Source organism: Tranquillimonas rosea (assembly GCF_900111315.1).
Taxonomy (GTDB): Bacteria; Pseudomonadota; Alphaproteobacteria; order Rhodobacterales; family Rhodobacteraceae; genus Tranquillimonas; species Tranquillimonas rosea.
Genome location: NZ_FOGU01000015.1, coordinates 18,929 through 37,659, shown reverse-complemented (window position 1 = coordinate 37,659; position 18,731 = coordinate 18,929). Strand labels below are relative to the sequence as shown.

Genomic DNA, 18,731 nt, shown 5'->3' with positions numbered 1-18,731 from the left:
GAGGGGCGCGGAATTGCCGGTCCTTATGGGCGGCGCGGGCGGGCGATGCAACTCGTCGGCCCGGCGAAGAGCCAGCGGCCGAGACTCGGCTCGACATAGGGGTCGAGCGGGCCCTGCCCGGCGGCGAGCCCCGCCCGCCGGCCGGCCAGCGCGGCGGCCAGCACGAAGCGCGTCCGCGCCGCGGGGCCGGGCGGCGGGGCGAAGTGCAGCTTCTCCCAGACCGCGCGGGCATAGAGCCGCCGGCGCCAGCCCTCGGGCAGCCGCGCCGCGCCGTGCAGCGCCGCCAGGTCCCGCACCCCCCGCGCCAGCGCCGCCGCCGGCACCGGGCGGTGCCAGAGACGCCGCTCCTCGGGGCGTTCCGACACCTCGATCGCCGGGTCGGGCTGGTAGACCGCCCGCCCCGCCGCGAGCGTGGCGGCCAGCGTCACGCTCCAGTCGCCCAGGGGGCCGTCGCCGAAGGCCAGCCCCGCCTCCTGCCAGAAGCCGCGGCGGAAGAGCTTGGCCGAGGGATGGGCATGGAGCCGCACCGCCGCGCCGGGATCCAGCGTCACCGGGCCGGCCCGCGCCGGCAGTTCCGGCCCGCCGGCGGCATCGTGCAGCCCGGAATGGACCACATCGCCGGGCCCGGTGCCGACGCGGAAGGCCGACAGGCCGAGATCGGCCTCCTCGCGCAGCATCGCGTCGACCCAGTGGCGCAGCGCGTGGGGGCGCACCAGGTCGCCCGCGTCGAGGCACAGGAGGATCCGCCCCCGCGCCGCCGCCGCGCCGTGGTCGCGTGCCGGCCCCGCCCCCTGCCCCGTCTGCGCCAGGCAGCGCGCGCCCGCCGCCGCGGCCACGGCGCCGAGGGCGGGGGCGGGCGCGCCGTCGGTGACCACCAGGATCTCGGCCTCCGGCATCCCCGCCTGGCCGAGGCTGTCCAGCGTGCGGCCCAGGGGCGCGCCCTGCCCGTCAGAGGGGATCACCACGCTGAGCGGCAGCGTCCCGGCCACCGTCAGCCCCCAGGCCGGCGAGATCTCGGGGTCCCAGGCGGCGCTGAAGGACAGGCCGTGCCGGTCGAGGAAGGCGCGGGTCGCGGCGGCGAAGCGCGCCCGGCGGTCGGGGTCGCGCAGCACCAGGCTGCGCTCGAAGCTGAGCCGCGCGGCGCTGCGCGCCAGCGCCTCGGGCCCGCCTGGCTTGTCCGAGGCGGCGGCGATCTCCGCCAGCCGCTCGAGCACGTCGATCTGTTCGAAGACGCGGTCGCTCTCGGTGGCGGTGATCTGGCCCGGCCGGCCCTGGCTCTGCCAGTAGAGCGGGTCGGGCAGGTGCATCAGCCGCCCGGTGCGCGCCGCCGCCTGCCAGAAGAAGGCATGATCCTCGTACCAGGTGCCCTCGTCGAAGCGCAGCCCCTCGATCAGGCGGCGCCGGTAGAGCTTGTTCCAGGCCGAGGGATAGTGCCGGATCACCGCGCGCCAGTCGCCGATATCGCAGAGCTGCGGGCCCGCGGGCGCGGCGCCGCCGTGGATCGCGGGATGGTCGGCGGTGCCGCCGTCGGGATGGCAGTCGCGCACGCCGCAGGCCGCCCAGTCGGCGCCGCTCTGGTCCAGCGCGGCATGGAGCCGCGCCAGGTAGTCCGGCGCCAGCCGGTCGTCGCCGTCGAGAAAGGCCACGAAGGCCCCCCGCGCCAGGTCCAGCCCGGTGTTGCGCGCCCCCGACAGCCCGCGGTTCTCCTGGGCGACCAGCCGGAACCGCGGATCCCCCCCGATCGCCGCCCGCGCCGCCGCGCCGCTGCCGTCGGTCGAGCCGTCGTCGACCACGATCGCCTCGAAATCCCCCAGGCTCTGGGCCCGCAGGCTGGCGATGCAGGGGCCGACATGGCCGGCCACGTCATGCACCGGGACGATGACCGAGATCAGGGGGGCGGGCGGCGTCATGGCGGTCTTCTGGGCCGCGCCGCGCCCCCGGTAAAGCGGATTTCGCGATTGAGGCGGCGGGGCGCGGATAGTAGTCAGACCCCGGTTTCCCCGCCAAGGAGAGCAGCGTGAGCGCCGCCCAGCCCGACTCCCCGGTTTCGCATCTCGATGCCCCCCGCGAGGGCTACGTTTTCATCGTCACCTACGGCCGCTCGGGCTCGACGCTGCTGCAGAACGTGCTGAACCACATCGACGGCTACTGCATCCGGGGCGAGAACAACAACGCGCTCTACCACGTCGCCCGCGCCTGGAACGCGGTGAAGATGTCCGAGCCGATGGAGGGCGCGCGCCGCTCGGGCGTGGCCACCGGCCCCGACCATCCCTGGTACGGCGCCGAGGCCACCGATCCCGACCGGATCGGCCGGGGGCTGGCCGACGCCTTCGTGCGCGACGTGCTGATGCCGCCACCGGGGGTCCGCGTCGCCGGCTTCAAGGAGATCCGCTTTCACCTGGGCGGGGCGCACATGGAAAGCTACATCGACTTCCTGCTGCGCTTCTTCGCGCCCGCCCGCTTCATCTTCAACACCCGCGACCACGCCGCCACCGCCCGCTCGGGCTGGTGGGCCTCGATGGACCCCGCCGCCGTCCGGCGCGAGCTGGAGACCGCCGAGGAGGCCTTCGCGCGGATGCGCGCACGGCTGGGCAACCAGGCGCTGGCGCTGCACTACGACGATTACGCCGGCCGCCCCGAGGCGCTGCGCCCGCTCTTCGACTTCCTCGGAGAGGACTACGACCCCGCCGCCGTCGACGCCGTGATGAACCGCCGGCTGACCCATACCGGCACCCGCTGAGCAAGGAGCCCGCCGCCGATGCTGATAGGCGTGAAGAAGCGCTTCGTCTTCGTGGCGAACACCAAGGCCGCCTCCACCTCGATCGAGGCGGCGCTGATCGACCAGGCCGAGATCCACCGCGGCGGCAGCCCCGCGCGCAAGCACATCTCGCTGCGCGAGGCGCTGCGCGAGTACCGCTTCCTGTTCGGCCAGGAGGAGCACCGCCCGCGGCACTTCCTCAAGTTCGGGGTGATGCGCGACCCGATCGACTGGATCGGCTCGTGGTTCCGCTACCGCAAGGGCAACAAGGTCGACCAGCCGCTGCCCGCGGGCATGACCTTCGCCGAGTTCTGGCAGCGCGCCGACTGGAACATCCGCCGCCCCGACGGCAGCAAGCACCTGCAGGGCGAGCGCTTCCTCGGCCCCAAGGGCGGCGTGATGGCGGATGTCATCCTGCCCTACCACGATCTCGAGACCGGCTTCGCGCGGCTCTGCGAGGGGCTCGGCCTGCCCTGCCGCCTGCCCCGCCGCAACGTCAGCCGGCTGGACGAGATCGGCGAGGAGATCGACCCCGACCTGCGCGCCGAGATGCGCGCCTTCTACGCCGACGACTACGCCCTGTTCGACCGGATCGACGAGATCAACGCCAAGGGCTTCGCCCGGCTCGAGTCCCGCCGCCAGGAAAGCGGCTCCTAGTGCTCAGCCGCGTGCCGCGTGCCGCCAGATGCCGTCGATGAACGCCTGCCCGAACCTCTCGCGGCAGAACGCGTAGGTCGGCTCGTAGAACGCCCTGACCCGGTCCAGCGCCGCGGCGTCGGGCTCGTCCTCGCGGGGGGAGGCGTTCGCCCGGTGCCCGAAATCGGGGGGGCGGAACGACACGCCGAGGAAATCGGTCAGCTCGCGGATGCGCTCTTCCGAGAACAGCGTCTCGTAGAACCCGTAGAACAGGCTCTCGGGCGGAAAGGCGGCCTCCAGCGCTGGGATCGTCCGGTCGTAGCGGCTGCGCACCTCGCACCAACGCGCCTGCGCCTCGCGCTCGAAGCGCGCGTGCGCCGGTCGCGTCTTCGCGGTGCCGGTCTCGGTGCGCCGGTTGCGGTCGGACATGCGGATCGCCGAGTAGCACCGCTCGAGCGGATCGCGCATCAGGAAGACCACCTTCACCCGATAGCCGCCTGAATCGAGCATCTCGCGGATGCGCTGAAAGTGGGCGGCATCCAGCGCAGAGTATTCGGGCGTGATGTCGCCCACCATCCGGATGCCGGGCCGCGCGGCGGCGAGCCGGTCGAAATGCGGCACGTAGCGGTCGAGGTCCAGCCCAAGGGCGACGCTGTCCATCGCGTCGAGTAGGGGCTGGACGGGGGGCGCGTCCCCCTCCCCGCTCCGGGCCTGCTCGAGATGGGTCTCGACGAGCTTCGAGAGCTGCCGCAGCCGGTTCACCGGCCGCCGGGGGAACAGGTCGGGGCGGAACAGGGTGTCGAACACCGCGTATTCCTTGATCGTCCCCATGTTGCACTCGGGAAGCCGGCGCAGGTACTGGTAAAGCCAGGTGGTCCCGGCCTTCTGCGCGCCGACCCCGAGAAGAAACGTCCTGTCCATCACTCCACCTTCCGCCCGGCCTCGGACGGCGTCTGCCTCCTGTGGATGGGCCGGCATGTCAATCGTCCGCCAGCGTCGTCTCGATCTTGCGCAGCCGCTGTTCCAGCCGCGAGATGCGGCGGGATTGCTCGAGGGTCAGCTCGACCACGTGGTCGAGCATCCGGCGGCGCAGGGTCTCGGGGTCAGGCGGCGGCGGCGGGGCGGCGTCGGTGTCCACGAGGTCGAGCCCGAAGGCGCTGTTGTAGCGCTCGAACAGGGCGCGGTTCTCGGCGACGATCTCCCCGGTCTCGGAATAGTCGAGATAGCGCCGCACCGCGGTCTCGAGATCGGTGGGGCCGCGCGTGCCGCGCAGGACCATGCGCTCGAAGACCTGCGGCAGCACGGTCTCCTCGAAGCGCGCGTTGAACAGCGCCCGCAGCACGATCTCGGTGTCGTCGCCCCGTTCCAGCGCCCTCTTCGGCGGGCTGTCGAGCGCCAGGCCGCAGGCGGCGGCGAAATCCTGCACCACGTCCTCGGCGGCGTCGTAGGAGCGCACCTCGAGCAGCTCGGGCATCCGCTCGGCCCAGTCGAGCAGGCCGTTGTACCAGTTCACCAGCGTGCGCGCCTTGGTGCCGTAGGACGGCACCGGCCCGGTGTCGGTCTTGTCGCGGATGCCCCACTGGACATAGGCCGAGGGCAGCCAGCTCTCGGGGCGCCGGACATAGCCGATGGCCTGCACCTCCATCGTCTCGCGCAGCACGTCGATGAAGGGTTCCATCGCCCCCGCCGCGCCCGAGATCGCCTCGTTCGACAGGATGAAGGTCTCGGTCCCCGTCTCGGCGGCCTGCTGCCGCACGACCTCGGCGAACCGCGCGCCGGCCTCCCGCAGCTCCTCGGGCGACTGGCGGAAGAACTTCGGCTGGTTGGCGACGCCGCGGAAGCCCGGATCGATCATGTCGAACCACATGCCCAGATACCGCGCGCGCTGCGCCGCGAGCTGCTCGGTGGCGTTGTTCAGGGCGCTCTGGATCGAGCTCGACCCCGTCTTTCCCATCCCGATGTGAAGGATCAGTCTCATTCTCTCTCCCTGGAATGCCCCGCTATCTCCCCGCCGTCATCTCCGCTGCCTGCGGGAGGTGTGACACTACGAAGTCTGGGATTTCGCAGCCATGCGGGTGGTTGTCAGCCGCGCGTTCAGCGCCTCGGTCGCGGCGGTCCAGTCCCGGTCGCGCAGGTCGGCGTAGGCCTGGCGGGACAGTTCGGCCAGCCGCCCCCGGTCGCCGCTCAGCTCGCGCAGGGCCGCCATTGCCGCGGGGACCGCCGTCTCGAGTGGCAGCAGCACGCCGTTGCGGCCGGGGCGGACCACCTCGGAGACCGCGCCCACGTCGGTGGCGATCGGCACCACCCCGCTGCGCATCGCCTCGAGGATCGTCAGCGGCAGGCCCTCGTAGCTCGATGGCAGCAGGATCGCGTCGGCCCAGGCGAAGGCGTCGGTCAGTCCGCCGACGGTCTCGAGCGGCGGCTCCAGGGCCCGGGCCAGCGTCGCCGACGGGACCGCGCCGCCCTCTTCCGGCACCACGGCCTTGCCGATGATCCGCCATTCGACCTCCAGCCCCTCGGCCTGGGTCTGCCGCATCGTCTCTTCCAGCCGGTGGATCCCCTTCTGGCGGTCCAGGCGGCCGAGATACATCACCCGCAGCGGGGTCTCCGGCCCGCGCGCCAGGCGGACCTCCTGGTCCCGTTCGAGCCGCGCCCGCGGCACGGCGAAGCTGGGCGCGTTGGGCACCGGCACGATCTTGTCCTCGGGCACGCCCAGGGCGTGGCACCAGTCGGCCAGCTGGTACGAGCACGGCGCGACGACGGTGAAGGCGTGTTCGTAGGCCAGCCCCAGATAGGTGTTCCCCACCGGCCGGCCCGAGGCCGACAGGTCGTTGAGATGCAGCGAGTTCACCGTGGTGATCCCCAGCCCGCGCAGCTGTCCCATCACGCCGGCGAAGGCGCCGCCATGGGCGTTCACCACCGCGTCGAGCCAGTACATCAGGCCGAGCGCCCGGTTGTGCCGGCCCTTCGCCGCCCAGTCCGGGATGGTGGTGCCGACATAGCTGCCCCGCCCGTCGCCGCCCCAGGCGGAGAAATCGGCATCCGAGAGGAAGTTCACCGAGGCGAAGACCTCGGTCCATTCGCGCGAGATCGCGCCGTCGTCTTGGCCCACCACGAAGAGATGCGGCACCCAGCCATGGGCCTTCAGCCCCGCCGCCATGTTGAGCGCGACCTTCTCGACCCCGCCGAACTCCACCAGCGGCAGGACGAAGCCCACGTGGCGGGCGCCGTCGGCCAGCCGCGGATAGACCGGCGCGCCGTCGAAGCTGTCGCGGACGATCTTGTGCGCCTTCTCGCGCCAGGGGATGCCCGGCTTGCGCCATTCCCGCGGCTGCGCGGCGGTGGGATCGGTCTCGGCCCGCATCCGGCGCAGGGCGATCAGGAAGTCGAAGGCGGCGGTGTCGGACAGGCCCGAGAGATCCACATGCGCCGGCAGCGCCAGCTCCACCAGCGCCACGGGCGGCGCGCAGGTCTCGCTGATGATGGTGTTGATCCAGTCCATACTCTCGTCTTCGAGGATTTCATCCAGGATCCGCCCCTCCAGCATCAGCAGGCCCGCCGCGGCCTGGGCGCCGGCCTCGACCGGGCGCTGCACCGCCCGGTAGCGGCCCTCGGGATCGTGCCTTACGGTCACTGCCGCGAGACCGCGGGTCTCGGAGAGCTGCTCGAGATGCCAGAACAGCCAGTGCAGGCACTGCGCCCGCCGCACCACCTCGAGCATGCCCGAGGTGGTCACCACGAGATAGGGCGGGACATGGGCCCGCGAGGGGTTGTTGCGCGCCAGCCGGTAGAGCGCGGTATACTCCTCCAGCGACATCCGCCGGGGAGCGCTGTCGGGATCGACCGTCAGGAGCACCTCGGACCGGTCGGACAGCAGGATCGCGTAGCGCGGCGTCTCCTCCTGTTCCAGCTCGAGCCGGCGGCGCGGGGTGAACAGCGACCGGTGCTTCTTGCGCAGGCTGCTGCGGATCTCCGAGGCCTCGCGCTCGGATTCCGCCAGCATGCTCTCGGGGCGCTTGCGGTAGAGGAAGCCGAACTCGGGCAGGTTGCGGCCGCGGAACCCGGCCTGGGCGGCCGAGAGGAAGAAATCCCAGTCCTCGAAGCCCAGCCGGAAGCCGGTGTCGAACAGGATCCCCGCCTCGAACACCTCGCGGCGGATCAGGCTGCCGGCCTCGCAGACGTTCAGCGCGGTATGCACCAGCAGCGAATAGGGCCCCGAGAAGTCGACCTGCTGGCCGTTCCCGAACATGTCGATGTTGGGATAGATCCAGGCCGCGTCGGGATCGGCATCGAGTACGGCCATCGCCCGCTCGAGCGCCGGCGGCCGCAGCCGGTTGTCGGCGTCGAGCATGTAGATCGCCTCGACCGAGGGCAGCCGATCGAGCACGTGGCGGATGCCGAAGTTGCGGGCGTCGCTCAGCCCGCCATTGGGCTTGCGCAGGTAGGTGACGCGGTCGGGATGGGCGAGCGCGTAGTCGCGACAGATGTCGTCGGTCTCGCGGTGGGGACAGCCGTCGTTGACCAGCACGATGCGGATGCCGAAGCCGGCGGTCTGGGCCAGCACGCTCTCCACCGCCTCGCCCACCAGGACCGAGTGGCGGAAGATCGGAACGACCACCGCGACCCGCGGCGCGGCGGCGGTCTCGGCGGGGGCGGTCGGCGGCGCGGTTTCGGTCATCTCAGGTCGTGCTCACCAGCCGGAAGAAGCACGCCTCGGGCGGGGTGTCGGTCTTGCCGCGGCGCGCGATCCGGGTCAGCAGGTAGAGATCCGAGGCCGCCTCCAGCGGCGCGGGCAGGAACAGCACGAGCTCCGACCATTGCGACGGCGCCAGCGGCGTCCAGTCCGAGATCCAGCCCTCGGCGAAGGGCGGCAGGGTCTCGTCGCCCTCCGCCGCGGCCGGGGCGACGGCGATGGCGTATTCCACGTTCGGTCCCGCCGCCTGCTTGGTCTCGGCGCTGCCGGTGATCCGCCGGGTGCCGACGCGACAGGCCCGCGACAGCCGGGCGGCGCTGATGGCGGTCGAGGCGGGGCGCACGGCCAGCCCGCCGACGTCGCGCACGAACTCGACATTGCCGGGGTCGGTGGCGATCGGCGTCGCCGCCTCCAGGAAGCCGCGCCCGATCACCCACTTCCGCGACTCCGGTGCGCCGCTCGAGGGATGCCCGTCGGCGGGCATCACCGTGCTGGCCAGGGGGATGTACTTCCAGGTCTTCATCGCCATGGCCGAGGCCTGGGGCACGGAGTTCAGCTGCCCCCGGAACTGCGGATCCGCCGGGCGGACCGAGCCGGTCAGGGTGATGTCCCCCCGCCCCTGCCAGACCAGCTTGAGGCGCACGGTCTGGGGGTCGGGCCCCAGCGCCACGGGCAGCGACAGGCGCGTCCAGCCCGAGCGCAGATCCGCGGCCCGCAGGCGCCAGTCCGCCACCGTCTCGCCGCTCTCGACCAGTTCCAGCGCCGCGTGCAGCGTGCCCTCGGCCGGGCCGCCGAACCACAGGTGGACGGCCACGTCGCTCAGGCCCTCCGAGCTGCAGGGCAGGCGCTGTTCGACCATGTCGCCGTCCTGCAGGACGCCGATCCCGTTGCGGGAATCGGCGGGCAGCGTGCCGGCGGGCAGCCGCGTGCCCCGCGCGGTGTCCAGGAACAGCTTGTCGAGCTTCTGGAACGCCGTCTGGGTCTGTTCGTGGGTCTCGCGCAGGCGGGACAGCGCCCGCGTCAGCGTCACGTTGCGCCGGGCCAGGTGCGTCCGGGTCCGCGCCAGCTGCGTCACCAGCCAGTCCAGGACGGCGCCCCGCTGCGCCTCGGCCCCCGACGGGCCGCCGCCCAGATCCAAGAGCTCCGGCGCCTCGGTCCCGAACATCCCGGCCCAGGCGGTGCGGGCCCGGCCGATCGTCTCGCGCCCGGCGGGCGAGAGGGCGACGAAACCGGCGATGTCGCGATAGGCCTCCTCGGGGGGCAGCGTGCCGCCCTCGCGCGGGAAGACGCAGCGGTCGTCCTCCACCGCGACGGGGACGATCTCGGCGGGCAGCGTCAGCGCCCCCAGGGCCGGGATGTCGGCCTCGGCGGCGGCGATCCGGACGAGATCCCGGTCGGCTTGGGTCAGCGGGGCGTGCTGCATCTGGGTCACCTCGGCGGCGCTGCGGGAAACGGGACGAAAGAGCCGTCCGGACGCGCCGGGCAGGAGCGGCCCCGTCCGGCGGTGGAACGGGGATAGCAAAGCCCCCGGCGCATAAAAACCCTCGTTCCCCGGGCCGGGCGCGGGCTCACCCCGGAACCCCGGCCACGCCGCGCTCGACGCCGCCCGACAGGAACGCCCGCGCGGTATCCAGCGCCTCGCGGATGGTGACGTCCATGTCGAGATAGCGGTAGGTGCCGAGGCGGCCGACGAAGGTGACGCCCTCTTCGCCGGCGGCACGGGCGGCGTAGTCGGACAGGAGCGCCTTCTCCTCGACCAGGCGGATCGGGTAGTAGGGGATGTCGTCGGGCCCGCAGGCGCGCGAGAACTCGCGGTAGCAGACGGTGCCCGCGTGATCCTCCCAGGGGGCGAAGTGCTTGTGCTCGGTGATCCGGGTATAGGGCACCTCGGGATCGCCGTAGTTCATCACCGCGCAGCCCTGCCAGTCGCCGGTCTCGGTGAAGCGCTCGAAATCCAGCGTGCGGTAGCCCAGCCGGCCCAGATCGTAGCCGAAATACCCGTCGAGCGGCCCCGACCAGAAGACGTGGCCGTACCGGTCGGCCATGCCGGGGGCGTAGGGCGTGTCGAGATGTACGTCGATGTTGGGATGGTCGAGGATGCGCGCCACCATCGCGGTATAGCCGGTCTCGGGCATGCCCTGGAAGCGGTGAAAGAAGTAGTTGTCGTCGTAGTTGAACCGCACCGGCAGCCGCTTGAGGATGCTCGCCGGCAGCGCGCTGGGGTGACAGCCCCACTGCTTTTCCGTGTAGCCCTTGAAGAACGCCTCGTAGAGATCGGGCCCGACGAAGCGCAGGGCCTGCTCCTCGAAGCTCTGCGGATCGGTGATCGAGGTGTCGGCCTGGGCGGCGATGAAGGCGCGCGCCTCGTCGGGGCGCAGGGTCTTGCGGTAGAACTGGTTGATCGTGTGCAGGTTGATCGGCAGCGAGAACACCTCGCCCCGCGCCGTGGTCTTCACCCGGTTCTTGTAGGGCCGGAACGTCTCGAACCGGGTGACGTAGTCCCAGACCTCGGCATCGTCGGTGTGGAAGATGTGCGGCCCGTAGACATGCACCAGCACCCCGGTCTCGGGATCCCGCTCGGTGTGGCAGTTGCCGGCGATGTGCGGCCGGGCGTCGATCACCGTGGCGCGGTGACCCGCCTCGGCCAGGCGGCGGGCGATGACCGCTCCGGACAGCCCTGCCCCGACCATGAGAAGCTTCACGGAGTCCCTCCTGCGCGTCCCGTTCCGCGCGGTTCTAGGCGAGCGCCCGCGGCCGTGCAACGCGATGGGGCCGCCCCGGCAGGCCCTCGCCGCCAGGATCGGTCGCATTCGAGGCGATCGCCCGGTTTCCGCCCGGATCGCGCCCCGCCCTGCGCCGCACCGCCCCGGCAGAACGACCGCGGTGGGACATCGGGGGTGAGCGGATGCAGCTCGGCTGGCGCGGGCGCGCGGGATCGGGGGATCCGGCGTTCGACAACGACGTGCGCGCGCTGGCGGCGGGCGGCGAGGGACGGCTCTACGCGGCGACCGGCCGCAGCGGTGGGGTGACCGCGCTGTCGGTCGACGCGGAGGGGGCCACGCGCATGGACGGCACCCGCCCCCATGACGCGCCGGGGGGCGCGGCGCAGGGGGCGCTGGCGGTGGCGGGCGACCGGCTGGGGGTGGGCGGTCCCGGCGGTGCCGCCGTCCATGCGCTCGGGGCCGGCGGGGCGGTCGGCGGGGGGCACGGCGCGGGGGGCGCGGTGACGGCGCTGGCGGTGCTCGACACCGAGGCCGGGCCGCGCCTGCTGGCCGCCGGCACTGCGGGGCTGGCCCCGGTCCTGCCGGGGGGCGGGACCGGGCGGCCCCTAGGCGGGGACGCCCACCGCGCGGCAGAGGCGGTGGCGCTGGAGACGGCCACGCGCGGCGGCGCCGGGTTCGTGCTGGCGGCCGATCCCGCGCATCACGGCGTGCTCGCCCTGCGGCTGTCGGACGACGGCACGGCGGCGACGCTGACCGGCACGATGGGCGCGGCGGACGGGCTGGGGGTGAGCCATCCCGCCGCGCTCGCGACGGTGACGGTCCATGGCGCGACCTTCGTGCTGCTGGCGGCGGCGGGCAGCGACTCGATCAGCGTGATGCGGCTCGACGGCGCGGGACGGCTGACGCCCACCGACCACGTGATCGACACCGGCGCGACCCGGTTCGGCGGCGTGCAGGCGCTGGAGGTGATCGAGACCGGCGGCCCCGTCCTGGTGGTCGCGGGGGGCGCCGACGACGGGCTGAGCCTGTTCACCCTGCTGCCCGACGGCCGGCTGGTGCACCTACAGGCGATCCCGAACGGCGCGGCCGAGGGGCTCGACGACATCACCGCGATCGCGGCAATCGCCACGGCCGGCGGGCACGAGGTCTTTGCCGCCGCCGAGGGCGCGCCGGGCCTGGCGCAGCTGTCGCTGCCCGCCGACCGGATCGGCGCGGTGCGGCGCAGCCTCTCGGAGGCGGACGGGCGGGCGCGGCTCGAGGGGACGGCGCGCGACGATCTCCTGGTGGCCGGGGACGGCGACGACGTCCTGTCGGGGGGCGCGGGCGACGACGTCCTGGTCGCCGGGCCGGGCCGCACCGCGCTGACCGGGGGCGCGGGGGCGGATGTCTTCGTGCTGTCGGGCGCGGCCACGCGCACCTGGATCGAGGATTTCGAGCCGGGGACCGACCGGATCGACCCCACCGACCTGCCGATGCTGCGCAATCCCGGCCAGATCGACGTGATGCCGCTCGACGACGGGGCGCGGCTGCGCCACGGCGCGCGGGTGGTGACGGTGCGCGCCGCCGACGGCGACACGCTCGGGGCGGCGGACCTGTTCGGCCCCGGCCCCGGCTTCGGCGCGCCGGACCGGGTGTTGGTGCTGGGCTATGCCACCGGCCTGTGGCTGGAGGGAACGCCCGAGCCCGAGCGGCTGCGCGGCGCGGACGAGGGCGACACGCTGGCCGGCGGCGGCGGGACCGACACCCTGGAGGGCGGCGGCGGCGACGACCGCCTGAAGGGCGGAGAGGGCGCGGATTCCGTCACCGGCGGAGACGGCGACGACCGGGTGCTGGGCGGCACCGGGGCCGACACCCTGCGCGGCGGCGCGGGGACGGATTCGCTCTGGGGCGAGGACGGCGCCGACCGGCTCTACGGCGACGGGGGCGACGACATCCTGGGCGGCGGCGCGGGCGACGACGCGCTCTGGGCGGGGGACGGCGACGACACCGCGATCGGCAACGACGGCGACGACGTGCTGGGCGGGGTCGCCGGCAACGACCGGCTCTGGGCCGGGCCGGGCGACGACACCGTCTATGCCGCCGCCGGCAACGACACCGTGGCGGCGGGCTGGGGCACCGACGAGATCTGGGGCGGCACCGGCGACGACAGGCTCTACGGCACGGCCGGGGCGGCGCGGATCGGCGGCGGGCCGGGCCACGACGTGATCTGGGGCGCGCGCGACGCCGACCTGCTCTACGGCGTCGACGGCGACGATTTCGTGGGCGGCGGCGGCGGCGACGACACGATGTGGGCCGGGACCGGCGCCGACACCCTCTCGGGCGGGGCCGGGGCCGACGCGCTGCGCGCGGGGCCCGGCGACGACCGCCTGTCGGGGGGCACGGGGGCGGACCTGCTGGCGGGGGGCGACGGCGCGGACCTGTTCGTCTTCGCCCCCGGCGACGGCCGCGACACGATCGCCGATCTCGACATCGCGGCGGGCGACCGGCTGGTGCTGGAGGCGGGCTTCTGGGACACCCCCCCGCCCCCGGCGGCGGAGGTGCTCCGCGACCATGCCCGCCTCGGGGCGGAGGGGACGGCGGTGCTGGACATGGGCGACGGCGATGTCCTGGTGCTCGACGGGGTGCACACGCCCTGGATCGGCGAGGCGCTGCTTCTGGGCTGAGGGGCGACGCGCGGGCCCCGCGTGTCCGGGCGGCCACACTCCGCCCGCGCCGGACCGGAGGGGGTAAAATCCGCTGCCGCCCCCGGCAGGACTGCCTAAAAGAATACTGCCCCTACAACAAAAGGCGTATTTTTCATGCTCATAAAATACTACGGCCCCACCGGCGAGGACTTCTTCCGCGACGCCTTCTTCGACAGCGAGGACGACGAGGTCGATCTCGACTTCCTCAGCGTCAGCCCGACCCGCATCGTCGGCCGCAACGAGGACAGCGGCTACGTCACCACGCTGAGCGGCACCGGCCTGTCGGACCCCGACGAGGCGCTGACCGGCACGATCACCGGGATCGAGACCGAGGACGCCGCGGGTCGCACCCTGGTCGCGTTCTCGGACTTCGAGGTCAGCTTCGAAGATTTCGCCGCCTTCCTGATCGGCGATCTCGAGGACAACAATCCCCAGGCCATAAACCTGCTGTTCGGCAACGAGACCGAGCTGACCTTCGACGCCAGCCAGTCGGTCGAGGCGATGGACGACCCGCTCTCGGGCCTGCCGATCCCGATCACGCATATCGGCTCGGATTTCGCCGACTTCCTCGCCGGCGGCAGCGCGGATGACGTGCTGCGCGGCGGCACCGGCAACGACGATCTGTATGCGCGCGACGGCGCCGACACGATCTATGGCGGCGCGGGCGACGACGAGGCCGGCGGCGGCACCGGCGACGACACGATCTGGATGGGCGCGGGCGACGACACCGTCTATGCCGGCGCGGGCGACGACCTGATCGGCGGCGCCGCGGGCGACGACGAGATCTGGGCCGGTGCGGGCAACGACACGGTCTATGCCGGCGGCGGCGCCGAGCGGATCGGCGCGGGCACCGGCACCGACGAGATCTGGGCCGGTGGCGGCAACGACACCGTCTACGGCGTGGCCGGCGACAACGACATCGGCGGCGGCGACGGCGACGACGAGATCTGGGCCGGGACCGGCGCGGATTCGGTGCTCGGCGGCGACGGCGACGACCTGATCATGGCCGGGTGGGGCAACGACACCGCCTGGGGCGGCAACGGCGCCGACACCCTGAACGGCATCGACGGCGACGACCGCCTGGGCGGCGGCGACGGATCGGACGTGCTGACCGGCGGGTTCGGCAACGACACGCTGCTCGGCGGCGACGGGGCGGACACCTTCGTCTTCGGTGCCGGCCACGGCAACGACCGGATCGCCGATTTCGAGCTGGGCGTGGACACGATCGAGATCGGCCTGGCCAATACCGGCTTCGACGATCTCGGCCTGACCGCCCAGGCCGGCGGCACGCTGGTGACCACGGGGGCCGGCACGATCGAGCTGGCGGGCGTGCTCAGCACCGATCTCTCGGCGGACGATTTCGACTTCGTCTGAGGTCGGACCGGGCGCGGCGGTCCGCCGCCGCGCCCCCTGCCCCGCGCGGGGTCAGACCAGGAAGATGTCGTCGGCCAGCCCGTCGGTGCTGTCCAGGCCGGCGATCTCCAGCCGTTCGCCGCCGTCGAAGGCGAAGACCACCGCGCCGTCCTGGACCGAGGCGAACTGCGTCACCACCGCATCCGCGTCGAGATCTCCCGCCCACAGCCCGGCATCGAGGCGCAGCGCGTCGCCCTCGCCCGCGTCGAAATCGGTGACGCGGTCTTCGCCGCCGCCGGCGGAGAAGACGAAGGTGTCGGCGCCCGTGCCCTGACCGCCGGTCAGGGTGTCGTTCCCCGCCCCGCCGTTCAGCACGTCCACCCCGGCGCCGCCATAGAGCGCGTCGTCGCCCTCGGCCCCGTTCAGGGTGTCGGCGCCGTCGCCGCCCCACAGTTCGTCGTCGCCCGCGCCGCCGCCGATCCGGTCGAAGCTGTCGACGCCGTAGATCGTGTCGTTGCCCGACCCGCCCCACAATTCGTCGGCCCCGGTGCCGCCGCCCACGCGGTCGTCGCCGTCCGCGCCGTAGATGCTGTCGGCGCCGGTGCCGCCCCACAGTTCGTCGTCGCCCAGGCCGCCGCCGATCTCGTCGGCGCCGTCGGCGCCGTAGACGGTGTCGTGGCCCACGCCGCCCCAATGCTCGTCGTCGCCCTCGGCGCCGCCGATCACGTCGTTGCCGGTGCCGGCATAGATCGTGTCGTCGCCCGCGCCGCCGAACACCGTGTCGTTGCCGGCCGCGCCGCCCAGCACGTCGTTGCCGGCATCGCCGTAGACCTGGTCGTCCTGGGTGCCGCCATAGAGCGTGTCGTCGCCGTCGCCGCCGCGCAGGGTGTCGTCGCCGCCGTCGCCATAGGCCTGGTCGTCGCCGTCGTCGCCCCAGATCCGGTCGCGGCCCCAGCCGCCGCGCAGGGTGTCGTCGCCCCAGCCGCCGGTCAGCGTGTCGTCGCCCCAGCGGCCGTACACCATGTCGGCCCCGCCGCCGGCGAAGACCGCGTCGCCGCCGTCCACCGAGAAGATCGTCTCGTCGCCCGAGCCGCCGTCATAGCGGCCGATCGCGAAGCCCGGCTCGGAGATCTCCTTGCCGTCGAGCCGGTAGGTGGTGCCGGGCCCGGTGCCGGTGCTCGAGATCAGCACCGTGCCGTCGGGCGCGGTCAGCCGCAGCCCCTCGGCGCCGAGGTCGTCGAACAGCGCGAAGGGGCTGTCGCCGTCGGCCGCGTCCTCGAGATCGGCCAGCGCGCCCAGCGTCAGCGGTTGGTCGGCGTCGAGCGTCAGGCGATAGCCCTCGAGCGCCACCGACACGCCGTCGGACGACGAGCGGACGGCGGCGATCTCGCGGCCGGCATCCTCGAACACGATCGTGGTCAGGGAATAATCCTCGAGCGCCGCCAGCAGCGCCGCCTCGCCGTTGGGCGCGTTGGCCGCGTCGACCAGGTCGCCGAACTCGGAGAGGTCGGCGGGCAGCGCGCCCTCCAGCACGATCCGCTGGGTGCCCGAAGTCAGGGTGTAGCCGTCGTCGTCGATGTCGAGCGACAGGATCTCGGTGCCGTCGGCGGTGACCGTCAGCCCCGTCAGGGTGCCGTCGGCGGTGCCCGCCTCGATCGCCCGCCCCAGCGCCTCGGGGCTGCTGGTGGGCGACAGGCCGGTGGCGTCGAGCTCGAGCAGGAAGTCGGTGCCGGTGCGGTACGAGGTCCCGGTGACGGTCAGCCCCGAGGACGAGAAGCCGACCAGCTCGATGTCGTCGAGATAATCCAGATCGGCCAGCGCGTCCTCGTAATCCAGCGCGATGTCCGGCCCCTCGCCGGAGAGAAGATCGTTGAGGACGGGATCGAACTCGATGCGGTCGAGAAGCTCGGAAGAAAGATTTACCTGTACCATGCCGGACGGCCTTTCGGGAAAATTAACAGACAATTAACACTGTCCGCAGTGTCCCGAAAAACCGTGTTCGCGCAAGGGGCCGCGTCACGCGCGGCCCCCTCTCGGGGTCAGGTGAACAGCAGGTCGTCGGCCAGCCCGTCGGTGCCGCCGACGCCGCGCAGCTCCAGCCGCTCGCCGCCGTCGAAGGCGAAGACCACGTCGCCGTCCTGGACCGAGGCGAACCGCCCCACCACCGCGTCCGCGTCGAGCCCGCCGGACCACAGGTCGGCGTCGAGCCGCAGCGCGTCGCCGATGCCGAAATCGGTGATCGTGTCGGACCCGCCGCCCGCCGCGAAGACGAAGACGTCCGCCGCCCCGTCGCTGCCGCCGGACAGGATGTCGTTGCCCGCGCCGCCGTCCAGCACGTCCGAGCCGTCGCCGCCATAGATCGAATCGGCCCCGTCGCCGCCATTCAGCGTGTCGGCCCCGTCGCCGCCCCAGGCTTCGTCGTTGCCGTCTCCCGCGCCCAGCAGGTCGTCGCCGTCGACGCCGTAGAGCGAATCCTCGCCCGCCCCGCCATAGAGCGCGTCGGCCCCGCTGCCGCCGCCCGCGCGGTCGGCACCGTCCGCGCCGTAGACGCTGTCGGCGCCGGTGCCGGCCCAGAGCTCGTCGTCGCCGAGGCCCCCGCCGACCCGGTCGTCGCCGGAGGCGGCGTAGACGGTGTCGTGGCCCGCCCCGGCCCAGTGGTCGTCGGCCCCCTCGGCGCCGCCGATCACGTCGTCGCCGGTGCCCGCATAGATCGTGTCGTTGCCGGTGCCGCCATAGACGATGTCGTGGCCCGCCGCGCCGCCCAGCTCGTCGTCGCCCGCGCCGCCATAGACCTGGTCCTCGCCGGTGCCGCCATAGAGCGTGTCGTCCCCCGCGCCGCCGCGCAGCGTGTCGTCGCCGCCCCGGCTCAGGATCAGGTTGCCGACGGCGTTGCCGGTGATCGCGTCGCCGCCCTCGCCGCCGATCGCGTTCTCGATCACGGTGTCGCCGGCGATGCCGAGCGCGCCGTTGACGCCGCCCACCGTCGAGAAGCTGCCGCTGCCCAGGTCGATCCGGTCGCCCGCGCCCGAGAAGCTCAGGTCCAGCGTGTCGGTGCCGCCGGTGTCGTGCAGGGTCAGCGTCATCGGGTTGGTGTTGTCCGCGGCCATCGCGCGGAACACGCCGTTGAGATAGCCCGTCGTGCCGTCGGTGCCGTAGACGGTGTCGCCCGCGCTGACGGTGCTGGCGCCGTAGAGATCCTGGATCGCGAGGATGTCGGCCATCATCGGCGTCATCGCGTAGGCCTTGTCGCCGTCGGCGAGGGGCGAGTCGGTCTGCGAGAAATACGACATCACCGAGACGTGCCAGCTGTCGTTCTCGAAGCGGGCGTCCTCGGCATGGGTGGCGCTGGTGTCGTAAAGGCCCACATGGCCGAGCCCGAGGGCGTGGCCGATCTCGTGGATGTAGACCTGCTGGGCGTAGCTGTCCTGCCCGCTGCCGTAGCGGTCGACCCACGAGCCCGGCACGTTGACCTCGGCGAAGGCCACGTCGCCGCCCGGCACGGTCCACGAGCTGTAGGTGATCGCGCCGGTCTCGGTGTCGGTGAAGGTGATCTGGGCGTCGCCGGACTCGCTGAAGCGGATGTCGGCCACCGTCTCCCACGCGTCGAGCGCGCGCCGCGCGAGCGCCTGCGCGCCGGCATCGAGCCCCGAGACATCCACCGTCAGCACGTTGCTGCCCGAGGTGTCGAAGCTGTGGGGCTGGGCGTTCTGGTCCTCCCAGTTGCCCGTGGTGATATAGTCCGCAATCGTCTCGTAAGAGGCACTCATGACCGTCTCCGCTGAAGTCTCCTCGCACCGCGGGGGAGAGGCGGCGCGCGTCTGCACAAGGGGGGTTCGGCTGCTGTCTCGTGGATCGGGCGGGCGAAGTTTTGGTAAAGAAGCGGC

12 protein-coding genes are annotated in these 18,731 nt (G+C 72.9%); 4 read left to right on the top strand and 8 right to left on the bottom strand.

Annotation, left to right across the window (positions count from 1 at the left end):
• Positions 1-23 precede the first annotated feature (23 nt).
• Complete coding sequence (locus tag BMZ25_RS18390; protein ID WP_092696117.1) at positions 24-1,910, bottom strand: glycosyltransferase; 1,887 nt, start codon at positions 1,908-1,910, stop codon at positions 24-26.
• 107 nt (positions 1,911-2,017) lie between these two features.
• Here BMZ25_RS18390 and BMZ25_RS18385 point away from each other — a divergent pair, with 107 nt between their 5' ends.
• Positions 2,018-2,740 carry a sulfotransferase gene (locus BMZ25_RS18385; protein ID WP_092696116.1) on the top strand — a complete coding sequence of 241 codons (723 nt, stop codon included), beginning with the start codon at positions 2,018-2,020 and terminating at the stop codon, positions 2,738-2,740.
• A gap of 18 nt (positions 2,741-2,758) precedes the next feature.
• Positions 2,759-3,415, top strand: a complete 657-nt coding sequence (locus BMZ25_RS18380) for a sulfotransferase family 2 domain-containing protein (protein WP_092696115.1) — start codon at positions 2,759-2,761, stop codon at positions 3,413-3,415.
• Between the two features lie 3 nt (positions 3,416-3,418).
• On the opposite strand, the gene BMZ25_RS18375 is transcribed toward BMZ25_RS18380, so the two are convergent.
• The 5 genes from BMZ25_RS18375 to BMZ25_RS18355 form a co-directional block, all read right to left on the bottom strand.
• On the bottom strand, positions 3,419-4,315 hold the full coding sequence (locus BMZ25_RS18375; RefSeq protein ID WP_092696114.1) for a sulfotransferase: 897 nt from the start codon (positions 4,313-4,315) through the stop codon (positions 3,419-3,421).
• A 58-nt stretch (positions 4,316-4,373) separates the two neighbouring features.
• Positions 4,374-5,372: a hypothetical protein gene (locus tag BMZ25_RS18370; protein ID WP_092696113.1), complete on the bottom strand. Its 999-nt coding sequence runs from the start codon at positions 5,370-5,372 to the stop codon at positions 4,374-4,376.
• Between the two features lie 66 nt (positions 5,373-5,438).
• Entirely contained in the window at positions 5,439-8,072 is a 2,634-nt protein-coding gene (locus BMZ25_RS18365; protein ID WP_092696112.1) for a glycosyltransferase, read from the bottom strand.
• 1 nt (position 8,073) lies between these two features.
• Complete coding sequence (locus BMZ25_RS18360; RefSeq protein WP_092696111.1) at positions 8,074-9,510, bottom strand: DUF6212 domain-containing protein; 1,437 nt, start codon at positions 9,508-9,510, stop codon at positions 8,074-8,076.
• Positions 9,511-9,655: 145 nt separating this feature from the next.
• Positions 9,656-10,789, bottom strand: a complete 1,134-nt coding sequence (locus BMZ25_RS18355; protein WP_328586873.1) for a UDP-galactopyranose/dTDP-fucopyranose mutase family protein — start codon at positions 10,787-10,789, stop codon at positions 9,656-9,658.
• A 203-nt stretch (positions 10,790-10,992) separates the two neighbouring features.
• On the opposite strand from BMZ25_RS18355, the gene BMZ25_RS21330 reads away from it, so the two are divergent.
• Entirely contained in the window at positions 10,993-13,473 is a 2,481-nt protein-coding gene (locus BMZ25_RS21330) for a calcium-binding protein (RefSeq protein WP_092696110.1), read from the top strand.
• A gap of 135 nt (positions 13,474-13,608) precedes the next feature.
• Positions 13,609-14,868 (top strand): calcium-binding protein, encoded by a 1,260-nt coding sequence (locus tag BMZ25_RS18345; protein WP_092696109.1) that lies wholly within the window; start codon positions 13,609-13,611, stop codon positions 14,866-14,868.
• Between the two features lie 51 nt (positions 14,869-14,919).
• Here the strand turns inward: BMZ25_RS18345 and BMZ25_RS21325 are convergent, their stop codons facing one another.
• Positions 14,920-16,779: a calcium-binding protein gene (locus BMZ25_RS21325; RefSeq protein ID WP_092696108.1), complete on the bottom strand. Its 1,860-nt coding sequence runs from the start codon at positions 16,777-16,779 to the stop codon at positions 14,920-14,922.
• A gap of 107 nt (positions 16,780-16,886) precedes the next feature.
• On the bottom strand, positions 16,887-18,614 hold the full coding sequence (locus BMZ25_RS21320) for a M10 family metallopeptidase (RefSeq protein ID WP_092696107.1): 1,728 nt from the start codon (positions 18,612-18,614) through the stop codon (positions 16,887-16,889).
• Positions 18,615-18,731: the final 117 nt, after the last annotated feature.